Annotated in this window: 14 protein-coding genes; 4 read left to right on the plus strand and 10 right to left on the minus strand. The window is 58.2% G+C overall.

Annotated features, from left to right (window positions below; all coding sequences use genetic code 11):
- Positions 1 to 30: 30 nt before the first annotated feature.
- From L6966_RS04150 to L6966_RS04165, 4 genes are read right to left on the minus strand one after another with little or no spacing between them, the layout of a single operon-like run.
- Entirely contained in the window at positions 31 to 417 is a 387-nt protein-coding gene (locus L6966_RS04150; protein ID WP_180377796.1) for a fluoride efflux transporter FluC, read from the minus strand.
- Positions 414 to 821 carry a CrcB family protein gene (locus tag L6966_RS04155; RefSeq protein ID WP_237224861.1) on the minus strand — a complete coding sequence of 136 codons (408 nt, stop codon included), beginning with the start codon at positions 819 to 821 and terminating at the stop codon, positions 414 to 416. The genes L6966_RS04150 and L6966_RS04155 overlap by 4 nt, the downstream gene beginning before the upstream one ends.
- A 9-nt stretch (positions 822 to 830) precedes the next feature.
- The gene (locus L6966_RS04160) at positions 831 to 2,354 is read right to left on the minus strand and encodes a sensor histidine kinase (RefSeq protein ID WP_237224862.1); all 1,524 of its coding nucleotides are present in this window, start codon (positions 2,352 to 2,354) and stop codon (positions 831 to 833) included.
- Positions 2,355 to 2,365: 11 nt separating this feature from the next.
- Positions 2,366 to 3,112, minus strand: a complete 747-nt coding sequence (locus L6966_RS04165) for a response regulator transcription factor (protein WP_083090921.1) — start codon at positions 3,110 to 3,112, stop codon at positions 2,366 to 2,368.
- A 566-nt stretch (positions 3,113 to 3,678) separates the two neighbouring features.
- On the opposite strand from L6966_RS04165, the gene L6966_RS04170 reads away from it, so the two are divergent.
- Positions 3,679 to 4,530: a PRD domain-containing protein gene (locus L6966_RS04170; RefSeq protein WP_237224863.1), complete on the plus strand. Its 852-nt coding sequence runs from the start codon at positions 3,679 to 3,681 to the stop codon at positions 4,528 to 4,530.
- Positions 4,531 to 4,594: 64 nt separating this feature from the next.
- Here the strand turns inward: L6966_RS04170 and L6966_RS04175 are convergent, their stop codons facing one another.
- From L6966_RS04175 to L6966_RS04200, 6 genes are all read right to left on the minus strand, one after another.
- Complete coding sequence (locus tag L6966_RS04175) at positions 4,595 to 5,041, minus strand: hypothetical protein (protein ID WP_083090923.1); 447 nt, start codon at positions 5,039 to 5,041, stop codon at positions 4,595 to 4,597.
- On the minus strand, positions 5,038 to 5,808 hold the full coding sequence (locus tag L6966_RS04180; RefSeq protein ID WP_237224864.1) for an HAD family hydrolase: 771 nt from the start codon (positions 5,806 to 5,808) through the stop codon (positions 5,038 to 5,040). Before L6966_RS04180 ends, L6966_RS04175 begins: the two co-directional genes overlap by 4 nt.
- Before the next feature lie 112 nt (positions 5,809 to 5,920).
- Complete coding sequence (locus L6966_RS04185; RefSeq protein WP_083090925.1) at positions 5,921 to 6,796, minus strand: PTS system mannose/fructose/sorbose family transporter subunit IID; 876 nt, start codon at positions 6,794 to 6,796, stop codon at positions 5,921 to 5,923.
- A gap of 15 nt (positions 6,797 to 6,811) precedes the next feature.
- Positions 6,812 to 7,618, minus strand: coding sequence for a PTS mannose/fructose/sorbose transporter subunit IIC (locus L6966_RS04190; protein ID WP_083090926.1), 807 nt, complete (start codon positions 7,616 to 7,618; stop codon positions 6,812 to 6,814).
- Positions 7,615 to 8,613, minus strand: coding sequence for a mannose/fructose/sorbose PTS transporter subunit IIA (locus tag L6966_RS04195; protein ID WP_237224865.1), 999 nt, complete (start codon positions 8,611 to 8,613; stop codon positions 7,615 to 7,617). Before L6966_RS04195 ends, L6966_RS04190 begins: the two co-directional genes overlap by 4 nt.
- Positions 8,614 to 8,809: 196 nt before the next feature.
- Complete coding sequence (locus L6966_RS04200; RefSeq protein WP_083090928.1) at positions 8,810 to 10,135, minus strand: hypothetical protein; 1,326 nt, start codon at positions 10,133 to 10,135, stop codon at positions 8,810 to 8,812.
- Positions 10,136 to 10,292: 157 nt separating this feature from the next.
- On the opposite strand from L6966_RS04200, the gene L6966_RS04205 reads away from it, so the two are divergent.
- From L6966_RS04205 to L6966_RS04215, 3 genes are all read left to right on the plus strand, one after another.
- Positions 10,293 to 11,411: an LLM class flavin-dependent oxidoreductase gene (locus L6966_RS04205; RefSeq protein WP_237232919.1), complete on the plus strand. Its 1,119-nt coding sequence runs from the start codon at positions 10,293 to 10,295 to the stop codon at positions 11,409 to 11,411.
- Positions 11,412 to 11,447: 36 nt separating this feature from the next.
- Positions 11,448 to 12,230, plus strand: a complete 783-nt coding sequence (locus tag L6966_RS04210) for a CE1759 family FMN reductase (RefSeq protein WP_237232920.1) — start codon at positions 11,448 to 11,450, stop codon at positions 12,228 to 12,230.
- Between the two features lie 349 nt (positions 12,231 to 12,579).
- The gene (locus tag L6966_RS04215; RefSeq protein WP_083090931.1) at positions 12,580 to 13,077 is read left to right on the plus strand and encodes a MarR family winged helix-turn-helix transcriptional regulator; all 498 of its coding nucleotides are present in this window, start codon (positions 12,580 to 12,582) and stop codon (positions 13,075 to 13,077) included.
- Positions 13,078 to 13,143 lie beyond the last annotated feature (66 nt).

Consider the following 13,143-nt stretch of genomic DNA (forward strand, 5'->3'; position numbering starts at 1 on the left):
AGCTGTGTACAGCCTGTGGATTGAGTGGGTTTAGAGCAGGATTCCGAGGGCTAGGCCAGCGGTAGCAGCAAGTGTTGAGGCAAGGGCTTGGCCGAGGATTAGGACGTTGGTGGCCACCTTGCTGGGGGCCTGGGCAGCTTCGAGCAGAGCGGTGGAGAAGGTGGTGTAGCCACCTAGAAAACCTATCCCTAGAATCAGGGCGAGGTTTTCTGTCATTGCAGCAGCCTCCTGCTGATGGCCACCGAGCGGTGAGCTCAGTAAGCCGGTCGCTACCCCCAGAAAGAAGGAGCCGGTAACATTAATAAAAAATGTATCAATCGGCATATAGCCATGCCAGATTGATTTTATGAGGCTACCAACCAGGTAGCGCAGGGTAGCGCCAGCGCCTCCTGCACAGAAAACGAGAAAGAGTATCACCCGAACCTCCCTCCCAACTTCATCCCCCAAATTGCGCAGAGGTAGCCGCCGGTGAGAGACAGGCTGGCGTAAAGAAGAGCGGCACCCCAGTGCCCGGCAGCAGCTAGCTGAGCTAGGGCCAGGGCGAAGGTGGAGTAGGTGGTAAAGCCGCCAAGGAGGCCTGTACCCAGCAGTAGCTGACCCACGTGGAGAGCGTCCGACGACCAGCGGCTAGCTGCCGAAGACACTAGAAAACCTGTCAGGCACCCCAGAGCAAGGGTGCCGGCACAGTTGACGACCAGCACAGTTACCGGCAGCAGACCCTCTACCGGAAAGACCTCGAGGAGTAGCGCCCGCAGGGTGGCACCGCTCCCGCCACCGATAAAAACCAGTAGCAGGTCACGAAGCGAAGGTTGAGTTTTCACAGGCCCAGTCTACGGCGCTGCCAGCAGGGGGAGCCGAACCGTGAACTCGGTGCGCCCCGGCCGCGATACCAGATTAATAGAGCCGCCGTGAGCTTCAACGATGGCCTTAGCAATCGGCAACCCCAGGCCGGTCGTGCCGTCCGAGCCGGAGCGGGCGGCGTCCGCGCGGGTAAAGCGGTCAAAAATTTTGCCTTTAAATTCCGGCGCGATGCCGGGCCCGTTATCCGAGACACTCATCAGAGCCTCCCTGCCGTTGGCTGAGATGGCTAATGAGGCAGTCACGGTGGTTCCCTCATCGGTGTGCTTACGGGCGTTAGAGAGCAGATTCAGCAGTACCTGCTGCAGCTGGGAACGGGAACCGCGCACCTCAACGATATCTTCGGGTAGGTTGAGCTGCCAGATATGATTCGGGGCAGCCACCTGCAGACCCATAACGTTCTCAACCAGTAGCTCGGTCAAATCAACGTCTGCCATCTCGGGTTCGCGGCCCTCATCCAGGCGGGCAAGCAGTAGCAAGTCCTCAACCAGGTGTGACATGCGTTCGGTCTGAGAATTTACCCTTTCCAAGGAGGTCTTGCCCTGATCGGTAAGATGCTCGGTCCATCGAATCATGTCTGCATACCCCTTGATAGCCGCCAGGGGGGTGCGCAACTCATGGGAGGCGTCCGCAACAAAGACCCGCATCCTCTCCTCGGTGCGGGAGCGGGCTTCAAGGGCTGACTGCACGTTGTCGAGTAGCTGATTGAGGGCATAGCCCACAGCCCCCACCTCGTCACCGGGGCGGGCGTCAGCAGGTTGCACACGGCTCGCTTCTGACAGGGTTTCAAGAGCTAAATCCATACCGGCCACCTCAGCGGCAACCCCTGATACCCGCTCAAGGGGCCGCATCGTGCGGCGGATAATCCAGGAACCCAACACTCCGGCACCAACCATCACAATCAGCGAGCCACCCGCAGTGACGGCCACCAGAACAGTAAGGGTCCGGTGGGTTTCAGCCAGGGGAACACCGGTAATCACAAGGCCAGAGGTAGCGGGGCTCTCTTGCACCACAACCAGATACTCGCCCACGTCAAGGTGGACTTCTACAGTTCCATCACCGGGCGAAAGAGCTAGCAGAGTAGCCTGGTCAACCTCACTCAGGGTCTGAGTAGCACCCACCGAGTCAATTACGCCAGCCACAACCGTCTGCCCTTCTGAGGTGCAGACGGTCAACGTTCCGGGGCCCTGGCCCGGGGCATCAAGAATCGTACGGCCACCGAACTGCTGGCAGTCATCAACGTCCGTTTCACCAGCCTGGTTCGAATCAACCGGCTTGAAGGAAACAGCTCGGTGGGCTGCCTCATCAAGCTGTCCGTAGGCCCGGTCCATCAGAGACTTTGAGAGTACCCAGTAGCTAGAAACACCGATGATGAGACAGGCAACGCCCAGCATAATCACCAAAATAGCAATGAGCTTGGTGCGCAGGCGGGGGGCTGGGCGGAGCTGGGTGGCAGTGGCGCCCAGCTCCGAGTCTGAAGAATCGGATAAAGACATTGAGGTTGAAGCTACCGGTTGGCGGGCTTGATCACGTAGCCCGCGCCGCGCACAGTATGAATCATGGGCTCACGGCCAGCGTCAATCTTCTTGCGTAGGTAAGAAATATACAGTTCAACAATGTTCGCCTGGCCACCAAAATCATAGTTCCACACATGATCGAGAATCTGGGCCTTAGAGACCACTCGTTTGGCGTTTTCCATGAGGTAGCGCAGCAGGTCGAACTGGGTGGCGGTTAGCTGAATTTCGTCGCCGCCCCGGGTGACCTCGCGGGTGTCTTGGTTGAGTACCAGATCACCAACAACCAGCTCAGCGTCGTTGGCTGCTACCACGCCGGAGCGCTGCACCAGGCGGTGCAGGCGAATAATGACCTCTTCCATGGAAAAGGGTTTGGTCACGTAGTCATCCGCACCGGCTGCCAGGCCAACGATGCGGTCGTCTACAGAGTCTTTGGCAGTCAGAAAGAGGCAGGGCACCTCAGGATATATTTTGCGGATGCGCCCGAGTAGCTCTAGACCGTCAAAGCCTGGCATCATAATGTCGAGCACAAGGACGTCGGGGCGCCAGTCACGAGCGATAGCCAGTGCGGAGGGGCCGTCACCGGCTGACCTGACCTCCCAGCCGACCATTTTGAGGGCCACACTGACGAGCTCTTCGAGCATGCGTTCATCGTCAACGACGAGAGCGCGGATAGGGGAGCCATCCGGGTGCTCGAGGGGCGGTAGGTTCTTGGCAAGATCGGTTGCTGTGCTGCTCATACTTCTAAGGGTAGCTAAGTTGGGCTGTTTTAGGCGCTCCGGCGGGCAAATTGGTGGTTTTAGAGCCGGTTTTCACAGGCGATTCTTAGTGGACTGTGAGCGGGAGCAACAGGAGGTTACGCAAGGTGCCCGTTGACTCACGATGGGCGAACTGCTAGCGGCACCCTTCCAGCCGGGGAGTGGTTGGCCTTGAGCAGGGGGCCGTTCCGCCGCACAAAGACTTGTGGTTTTATGCCCGATTTAGGTTTCTTTCTGGGGCTTCATCGGGTAGAGTTTTGCTCAGGCTGCCAATTGTTTATTTTTGAAGAAACTTTATGACGGGTTGCCCAGAGGCCTTCTAAGTTTGAGTTGAATGAACCACCTCGCAACTCGTTAGACGGGCTCGCGTTGATGGTTGTGGTTCCCCTCAGCGCGGGCCTCTCTATACCAAGGGGTCTTGCCCCGCAGTTCACGCGGGAGCAAGGCCCTTTTCTTTTCCGGTTGCTCACGAATCGGTGTCTTTCGCCCAGTAGACTGGTAGCGACAGTTAAGGGAAACTCAGACCTGCACCACGAAGGGGGCCCATCGTGCGCATTTCGCGGATTTATAACAACAATGTGGCCCTTGCGGAGTCGTATACGGGTGAGCAGATGGTGGTCATCGGGCGCGGTTTGGCCTTTGGCAAACGCAAAGGCGACATGCTTGACCCCACTCTCATTGAACAGACCTTTGTGCCGGAGCAGGGAACCCCCGACGAGAATCTGGCGGGCTCGCTGGCGCAGATTCCTTCAGAAATTCTAGGCCTGGCAACCGAGTTAGAGCTTCTGGTCAAGGCCGAAGGTATCACCATTTCGCACTCTTTCATCGTGCCGGTCGCTGACCATATCAACTACGCAGTGGTGCGGCAACGTCAGGGCATGACGGTGGACTACCCGTTAGCCCTTGAGGTACGCCAACTCTACCCGCAGGAGGTACGCTTTGGTGAGCGAGCCCTGCAGCTGGTACGTGAGCGCCTGGGGGTGCACCTACCTGAGGTCGAGGCAATCCCGTTGGCCATGCACCTGGTGAATTCGCAGTTTGCGTCAAAAGATATGGGTGGCACCTACCGCATGACCGAGGTTTTTGCGCAAATTTTTGAGGTCATCGGGGCAGGGTTTGACGGGCCGGTGGATCGTTCTCTGATGAGCGCTGCACGTTTTGTGACGCACCTGCGCTATCTCTTCGTTCGTGCAGGCGCTACCCAGATTGCGGACACAAGCACAAATGTCCCGCTGCTTTTGGAGAGTCTCAAGGGTGCTCACCCTCGCGCTTTTGCGGCCGCTGTCAAGGTCAAGCTGGTGCTCGAGATGCACCTGGAGCAGCAGCTCACCGAGGACGAGCTGACCTATTTGACGATTCACATTGCCCGCCTGGCACGCGACCAGTACGGCACCTCCTAGCGCCCCACCCGTCCGTCTGCTGCGAATCCTGCCTGCCCTAGCGGAAGGGGCGGACGAGAGTTTTCTACTGTTGCTTAGCCTGTTGCTCCTGTGCCCAAGCCAGAAGTGAACTCACTTCTGCGCGCGCGGCCTGAGTCAGCGCCTTGTTATCGCGGAGCATCTGTTCGGCTCGCAGTTGAATGAATTCGGCGTATTCCGGTTTACCGGTGCTGCGGTAGCCCTCTTGGGAGGTGTACATGTCGGCGAAGTCCTTGGCCGCCTGCCGTTGCAGTACCCAGCGCCCCCACAGCACGATGAGCGCGCAGAGCAGGGCCACGAGTGTTCCCCAGCCGTGGGTGAAGGCGTAGAGAAGCGCGGCGAGCACCATCAGGCCGGTCACGATGGGGGCGACTGACACGATGTAGACGCCTTCGTTGCGGCGATCTTTGTCGAGGGTTCGTTGCCCAACGGCCACGAACGTTTCTTTAAAGGAGGGCCGGTTAGTACCGGTTGTTTTGTCTTCGCTGCTCATAGGGTTAGGGCCTTATTGATGAAATCATAGGTTTTTTCTACCACGTACTCGGTTTCCGCCTGGATCTCCTCCGGTGAGTAGGTGAAGGATGCTGCGTGGTCAGCCCAGCGGTGCATGTCTAGGTCGTTCCAGGAATCCCCTACGCTGAATGTTTCGAGCTCCTGGTCGCCAAGATAGTTGCTGACGAGCCACTCAAGACCCGCCCCTTTGGTGCTTTTTTTGGGTACGATATCGAGGAAGTCCTGGTTGCGGTGGCAGTCAATGACGTCACCGTAGGTATCAGTAATCCAGCGGTAAGCCGCCTGGCGGGTCTCTGGCAGGGGTGACCAGATAGGTATGCCCACGTATTCGTGGTTTTCAAGGTCGCTCAGCTCCATCTGGGTGAAGGCGGGCAGAATGTTAGAGACCTGCCCGATGGTGTCTACCAGCTGGTAGTCATGATCCAGAGTCGTGGCGAACAGGGCTATGCGGTCGAGTGCGCTGAGGTGGGCGATGACGTCCTTAACCAGAGGGGTGTCCAGGGTTCTTTGGTAGAGAATTTCACCGGTGCGGTCGGTAATGACCGCACCGGTGTAGAGCACGTTGAAATCAAAGTTCAGTTCGTAGTCCTGTAACGCTACCCGGGTGGCATAGATGCTTTTGCCGGTGGAGCAAACCGCCAGGTTCCCGGCGTCTTGCCAGCGGTTAATTGCGTCGATGTTGGCAGGTTCGATGGAACGCTCAAAGATGAGGGTTCCATCAAGGTCAAATGCCATCAGTTTTCTCATGGTGTCTTTCTCTAAATTTTAAAGATGAGCCTTATGCACTAGGTAATGTTCAAAGCATCCCGGGTTCGCACTTGCTACCTGCCTCATAAATAACCCTCGGTGAGTGAGATATCTAGGGGGCGAGAATCCCTGCCCAGTAGCCGAGAATTCCTACGGCGAACATACCGAAGATAATCCAGATAGCGTTGACCTTCTTTCGGAGTAACCACATACAGGCGAAGGTCAGCAGTAGCGCGAGCATACCCGGTAACAGTGAGTCGAGAATCCCCTGCACGGTGGTGACGACTTCTTCCCCCTGCTGGTTGGTGTAGCGCGAGAGTTCGAGGGGGACCTTGATGCTGGTCCACTTTGAGACCAGGGAACCCATCACGAACAGGCCCACAATTGATGCCATCTGGGTTAGTCGCCTGAGCGTGTTACCGCCAACCTCAGAGACAATTGCTACGCCTTTCTCGTAGCCAATTTTGAAGCCGTACCAGCGGGTGACTGCGCGAATGATGGTGAGGCCAAAGAAGAAAAGCAGGGGGCCAAGGATGCTGCCGGAGAGCGCGATGGACGCACCGAGTGCTGCGAGGACGGGGCGGGCGGTGCCCCAAAAGATGGGGTCGCCCACTCCTGCGAGTGGGCCCATAAGACCTACTTTGACGTTGGTGATCGCAGCAGCGTCGATACCTTCTTCGCCACGGGATTTTTGGCGCTCCATCGCGGCAGTCACGCCAATGATGGGTGAGGCCATCCAGGGTTGGGTGTTAAAGAATTCGAGGTGGCGGCTCAGTGCGGCTGCCCGGTCCTCTTTGGTGGTGTAGAAGCGCTTAATTGCGGGGATCATGGAGACCGCGAACCCGATTGCCTGCATACGCTCAAAGTTGAATGAACCGAGCAAGAAGGTGGAACGTACGTAGGTGCTCATGTAGTCACGTTGAGTGAGTTCTGCGGTGTTTTTTTCGTTCCCCTGCGCCGGGGGGTTCTGGGTGTTTTCGTTTGTCATGGGGCGGTTCTTTCTTTACTCAAGTTCGTTGTCGAGGTCACTGCTGGGCGTGCCTGCCGTGGCGGGTGCCGGTGCCACAATGGCGTCATGAAAGGCGGGGTTGAGCTGCACGTAGACCACCGCTAGGCAGGCGCCGATGATACCGAGACCAACCAGGTTGAAGTCGGGGATGAAGGCGGCGAGCACAAAACCTAAAAAGAAGAAGGGCATGAGCGAGCGAGCTTTCATCATATTGATGACCATGGCATAGCCAACGACTACGATGAAGCCACCCGCTACCTGTAGACCTGAGGTGATGACATCGGGAATCGCATCGAGCCAGGACTGCACAATGTGGGTTCCGGCTACAGCTGCCACGGCTGCGGTGGGAATGGCTACGCGAAGGCCTTGAAGCAGTAGACCTGAGAAGTGCATGAATTCTATGCCTCTGAAATTGGCTTCTTGGGCGTATCTGTCGGCCTGGTGCTGGAAGAAGACGGTGATGGTGCGGACGAAGATGGTGAGCACCTGACCAGCGGCCGCAAGGGGGACTGCTAAAGCGATACCCTCGCCGATGGATTGGTTGCCTTCAATGACGACGATGGTAGCGATGGTGGAGGCCAGTGCGGCATCGGGCGCCATGGCGGCACCCACGTTCATCCACCCTAGGGCAATGAGTTCGAGGCTACCGCCGAGAATGATGCCGGTTTGGAGGTCTCCGAGCACCAGTCCCATGAGGGTGCAGGCTACGAGGGGGCGGTGGAATTGTCGTTCGTCTAGCACGGAAGCCATGCCGCACACCAGTGCGATGAGGACGACCAGTGTAAATGTTAGGGGGCTCATGCGATTAGACCCTTTTCTTTGAGCTTTTTCATCATGTCTTCACGGCCTGAGTTGGGTACCTGTTGGATGGTCATTGTGATACCGCGACAATTGAGTTCTTGGTAGGTTTTGAGGTCGTCTTCTGAGGCGTAAACCGCCTCAGAGACCCGTTTCATGCCGTCCTTGTAGGTCACGCCGCCCACGTTAATTTCTGAGATTTTCACCCCGGCATCCAGTAGTTCGAGCGCTGCCTGCGGGGTTTCAACCACAATCATGGTTTTCATGCCCGTGTATTTGGGGTTGTTGTAGACGCGGCCGGTTTTGGCTATGTCAAGCACGTTGGTTTTGATGTGGGGCGGAGCCACCTGCAAGAGGAGCGTTTTGCGCAGAGTGTCGTGGGCGGCTGAGTCCGAGGCTGCGATGAGGGTTTGAGGGGCTACATGGTTGCTCCAGGCTCCGGCGACCTGGCCGTGAATTAGTCGAGAGTCAATGCGCAGAAAGACGACGTCCATGTGGCCGTCTGCACCGGTGGCGGGGGCTGGTTCGGGTGGCTGGGTGAGCGTGTGCAGGGTGTCGGGTTTGGTCTGTTCAGCTGGGGCGGGGGCCTGAGGCGGGTTCGTGCTTGCTTGAAAGCTACGAATCCCGCCGGTGCCCGCTTTCTCTGCAGTGGCCACCAGGCTGGTTAGGGTGGCTGTTGCGCGGCCCATTCCGCTGATGACCTCAAGAAGCATGGGGATGTTAACGCCCGCGACGACGGCGGTATTGGGCCGTTCTGCAGCGAAGCGGGCACCGGCGTTGTAGGGACTCCCTCCAAAGAGGTCAACAAGGAGGAGGATTTCTTCGTCAGCCGGCCGGGTGTCAGCAATTTTTTGGTATTCGGCGATGAGATCTTCTGGCCCTTGCCCGGGGTGAAACTCAACGGCTGTGACGTGATTGAATGTACCAAGGATCATTTGGGCGGTCGCACAGAGCTCTGGTGCTGACTTGCCATGTGCCGCCACGATGATAGAGGCCATAAGCGGTCCTCTCGAAGGTGAGTAGGAATGTGATGTGAAACAAGAGGTTTCATCACTCACTCTAGAGCAGAGCAGGCGGTGCGACACGCGGTTTTGGGCCGTCTCACATGGGAATTTTTGCCGTTTACATAAGGTCAACCTAACCTAATAGAATGCAGACCCGCCGCCTGCCCTGGGCCCGTCTTGGCCAAATCTTTTACTGCTCAGCGAGCTTCTTGCCGTCGCGGGCGTAGAGGGCCAGTCCATCAACGGGTAGGGAACCCGCGGTGGCACGGACGGCGTCCGCCCCGGCACCATTGGCCCGTATAGCGCTAGCTGCGAATGCCCTCACCTCACCGAGTGACTCGACGGCAGGAACGTTATCGCCGCTGGTGGAGATTTCACCGCCGACCTCGAGTGACTCAAGTACGCCGCCGTCCTGAATGGAGAGGGCGATGGCTTGCAGGGTGACCTGCATACCGCGAACCAGGCTAAGGCCCTCGCCACCCACGGTGGTGAGGTCGCGGCGAACGGTCAGTGACGGTAGGGGCTTAGAGACCTGAATGCCGATGGATCCGTCGCCGGTGGTAGCGATGGAGTCGAAGATGGCTCGCTTGAGGTAGCCGTCGTAGAGGTTGAAGCCGCGAGCGCCCCTACCCGTGGTCAGGATGGGCTGGCGGATGTCGAGGGTGTCAATGCCGCCGAAGTTGACGAAGCCGATACCGGAGGGGCCGTGGGAGGTGACGCGCCCCTCAGAAATCCATTCGGTAGCCTGCCCCCAGTTGTCGAGTACCATGTCGTTCTGGCCGTAGGTGGTGGTGGAGCCGTGGTTGATGACGCGGTCGGCAATGCCGCCGTACATGAGGAAGACTCCACCGCTGATGAGGTCGGGTGTGCCGGGGGCGATGCCACCGTCGGTATAGATGTCACCGGTGGTGAGCTGGGAGATATGCAGGGTACCACCCTCAGGTTGCCCCTCCCAGGTACCCTGGCCACCCACAAACACGCCGGAGCCTCGCACGGGGGTAGTTTCGGTTCCTGCGGAGACGCCTAGCAGTTCTGCGGTGATGACCACTTCCTTGTCGCGCTGGAGGTTCCAGGCGGTGAAGGCCCCTTGCAGGGCGTCGACACCGAAGCCATGAGGGCGCAGGGTACGGCCACGCACGTCCGCCTCACGTACGTGGACGCCGTCGGTTTCGAAGCGGCCAGCGCGGTTGGCTCCTGCGGCGGTCAGATAGATCTGGCCGACGGTGGTGATGTTTTCCAGGCGGAGGGTGCCAAAGTCTTCAACCTGGTCAGAGTTGAAGATAGCCAGCTCCTGAGGGCTGGTAGTGACTGCCAGGTGGGCTACGGTGTTGTTGGCGGTAAGCTGTAGACCTTTGGCGCCAAAGTGGAGTTCAGCATCATCGGTAATGCCTCGCAGGGTGGTGCCTGCGGGTAGTTTCAGGGAGGGCATGCCGCTGATGCGCCCGGAAATATCGAGGGCGGTGTCGCCACGGCTAAGGGCCTCGGTAAGGTCTTGGACGGTAGTGATGGTTGACATGGTATACCCTTCCGAAAGTAATTCATATATAAATCTTCTTTCCTCCAGCCTAGACCTCTCGCAGGGAAAAGCAAACCTTTCGAAATACTTTACAAGGAAAGTTTTTAGAGGTAGGCTCAAATCATCGAAACAGCACCACCTATCGAAAGGTTCCACCATGCAGTTCGGCATTTTCTCCGTCGGCGACGTCACCACCGACCCCACCACCGGCAAGACCCCCAGCGAGTATGAGCGTCAACACGCTATGGTCGAAATCGCCAAGAAGGCAGACGAAGTAGGGCTTGATGTCTTTGCCATGGGCCAGCACCACAACCCACCCTTCATCGCCTCCTCACCAACTACCACCCTGGCCTACATAGCGGCCCAGACTAAAAACATTCAGCTCTCCACCGCAACCACGCTAATTACCACCACCGACCCCGTCCGCATCGCTGAGGACTACGGAACTCTGCAACACCTGACTGACGGGCGCATGGATATGATGCTGGGGCGCGGCAACACCGGCCCGGTCTACCCCTGGTTCGGCAAAGACATCCGCCAGGGCGTTAACCTGGCCATCGAAAACTACGCCCTGCTCCGCAAGCTCTGGAGCGAGAAGACTGTCAACTGGTCAGGCAACTTCCGCACCCCGCTCAACTCCTTCACCGTCACCCCCCAGCCCCTGGACGGCACCGCCCCCTTCGTCTGGCACGGCTCCATTCGCACCCCTGAAATCGCTGAACAGGCCGCCTACTACGGGGACGGTTTCTTCCACAACAACATCTTCTGGAACAAAGAGCACACGCAGCAGATGATCAACCTCTACCGCGAGCGCTACGAGCACTACGGCCACGGCAAGGCTGAGCAGGCCATCGTGGGCCTGGGCGGGCAGGTCTTTATGAGCAAGAGCTCCCAGGACGCCGTTCGCTTCTTCCGCCCCTACTTCGACAACGCCCCGGTCTACGGCGGCGGCCCCTCGCTGGAAGACTTCACCGAGCAGACCCCGCTGACTGTGGGTTCACCCCAGCAGGTCATTGAGAAGACCCTCTCCTTCCGCGATTACGCCGGCGACTACCAGCGTCAGCTCTTCCTGGTAGACCACGCAGGCCTCCCTCTCAAGGAAGTTCTGAACCAGATCGACATGCTGGGCGAGCAGGTTGTGCCCGTACTCCGCGAAGAGTTCGCCAAGCTACGCCCCGCCGGCGTACCTGATGCCCCCGTCCACCCCCGCTACGCAGCCCACCTAGCCGAGCAGGGCAAGCGCGTCCCTGCCGTAGCCGGTGCGGATCGCACGTAGAGCCGTAGCCCCACAGAACTGTTCAAGGAGAAGCAGATGAGCAACCCCACCATTGCTGTGGTAACCGCCGGTATGGGCGAGCCTTCAACCACCAACCTGCTCGGTGAGAACCTGGCTCAGGCCACCGAGACTGCTCTGAGCCAGGCAGGCCTACAAGCCACCACCTTTACCTCCATCTCCCTTCGGGCTCTAGCTAAGGACATCACCAACCACTACCTCACCGGATTCCCTCTGGGTGGTCTGGCAACTGCCCTGGATCAGGTTCGGGAGGCTGATGCCCTCATTGTGGTCTCCCCGGTTTTCAAGGCCAGCCATTCCGGGCTTTTCAAGAGTTTCTGGGACTTGGTTGAAGACGGCTCCCTGGCTGGCAAGCCGGTTCTGATTGCCGCCACCGGTGGAACCGCCCGCCACTCTCTCATGCTCGAGACAGCCATGCGCCCCCTCTTTAGCTACCTCAAGGCCAACGTTGCACCCTCGGGTGTCTTCGCTGCCACCGATGACTTTGGTACCGACAGCACCCTCAGCTCCCGTGTAACCAAGGCGGCAGACGAGTTCGCTCAGCTGGTCCTTTGGCGGATCGGGGCCGCCACTCAAGGTAGGCAAAACCTGCAGTCCCCTGCCCCACTCGCCACAGCAGGCGGCGCCGCTCTAACCAAGAGCCCTAGCCACAGCGCACAGGATGTCAACGCCGGTTCCTTCTTTGGAATTCTTGATGAGAAGCGTGGCGGTAGCACCTCCCAGACCCAGTACAAGGCGCCCGGCCTTGAGGCTCTGAGCGTCACCCCCTTTGAGGAGCTACTCCAACGTAACGGTCAGTAGCCCACAAAACGGTACACAAGATATCTGCGGAGCAGGAGCCCCCACTCTGCAGATGTCTATTTTTATCCCCTCTTTCATCGCAACCCGTCATACATAAGCCCAAGTGAAACCGATACAGTAAATTAACCCGTCTTAATATTTCACACACATATTTCGTACAGGTGCTCTGCGAACTAGTCTGAAATTAAGGGCTATTCAAAGGTTCTGATTCCCAGCTCCCTAAACTCACACTCACTGTGGGCCCAGGTCGCTTGGTCACTTTTGAAGAGGCCTCATTAATAGGGATTTTCTGAGAAAGTCTCCTGACCCGTTCCTACCCCAACGGCGGGTAGTTAGGAGAGGAGGTTTGATGGGCGCACCTACCCCATCCGCTAGCTTTACCGGGCAGCAGAAAAAGCTGTGGGAGATTTATACCGATGCTCTAGCAGCTCTCAACCATAAACTTGACCGTTGCCTCAAAGAAGAAGCAAACATAAAACTAGCGGAATACCGCATTCTGGCAGCTCTCATGGTTTCAGCCAGCACACCGGATTCCGCACCCGATTCTGTAGTGCGCATGCGCGACCTTGCGCGCGCAACCCGCGTCTCGGCATCCAGACTCACCTATCAAATTAATGTGCTCGCCGAGAACGGCTGGGTCACTAAGGTTCAGGTTCCCGACGACAGGCGCGGTAAGGGTGTCTCTATCACGCAGCTAGGTCGGCAGGTCTACCGAGGAGCTGAGCCCGTGTACACTCGCGAGGTACAGCACGCTGTTTTCAGTGACTTTGACCCTCGTGCAGCTGGGGCAGTCACCGAATTTTCGCGCTCTATTCTTGACCGCGTTGAGCAGCACACCAAACGGTAGGCACTCCATTGACCCCACCACAAAGGCCGATGCACCTGGGGGTGCACCGGCCTCTTGAGGCTGTCG

The sequence above is a fragment of the Rothia nasisuis genome, assembly GCF_928381405.1.
GTDB lineage: Bacteria > Actinomycetota > Actinomycetes > Actinomycetales > Micrococcaceae > Rothia > Rothia nasisuis.

What these genes read in the sequence shown, in the direction of transcription:
- L6966_RS04195 (WP_237224865.1), bottom strand. Translation starts at nt 8,613, where the DNA reads ATGGCCTCTATCATCGTGGCGGCACATGGCAAGTCAGCACCAGAGCTC.
- L6966_RS04180 (WP_237224864.1), bottom strand. Translation starts at nt 5,808, where the DNA reads ATGAGAAAACTGATGGCATTTGACCTTGATGGAACCCTCATCTTTGAG.
- L6966_RS04210 (WP_237232920.1), top strand. Translation starts at nt 11,448, where the DNA reads ATGAGCAACCCCACCATTGCTGTGGTAACCGCCGGTATGGGCGAGCCT.
- L6966_RS04190 (WP_083090926.1), bottom strand. Translation starts at nt 7,618, where the DNA reads ATGAGCCCCCTAACATTTACACTGGTCGTCCTCATCGCACTGGTGTGC.
- L6966_RS04175 (WP_083090923.1), bottom strand. Translation starts at nt 5,041, where the DNA reads ATGAGCAGCGAAGACAAAACAACCGGTACTAACCGGCCCTCCTTTAAA.
- L6966_RS04165 (WP_083090921.1), bottom strand. Translation starts at nt 3,112, where the DNA reads ATGAGCAGCACAGCAACCGATCTTGCCAAGAACCTACCGCCCCTCGAG.
- L6966_RS04160 (WP_237224862.1), bottom strand. Translation starts at nt 2,354, where the DNA reads ATGTCTTTATCCGATTCTTCAGACTCGGAGCTGGGCGCCACTGCCACC.
- L6966_RS04185 (WP_083090925.1), bottom strand. Translation starts at nt 6,796, where the DNA reads ATGACAAACGAAAACACCCAGAACCCCCCGGCGCAGGGGAACGAAAAA.
- L6966_RS04205 (WP_237232919.1), top strand. Translation starts at nt 10,293, where the DNA reads ATGCAGTTCGGCATTTTCTCCGTCGGCGACGTCACCACCGACCCCACC.
- L6966_RS04200 (WP_083090928.1), bottom strand. Translation starts at nt 10,135, where the DNA reads ATGTCAACCATCACTACCGTCCAAGACCTTACCGAGGCCCTTAGCCGT.
- L6966_RS04215 (WP_083090931.1), top strand. Translation starts at nt 12,580, where the DNA reads ATGGGCGCACCTACCCCATCCGCTAGCTTTACCGGGCAGCAGAAAAAG.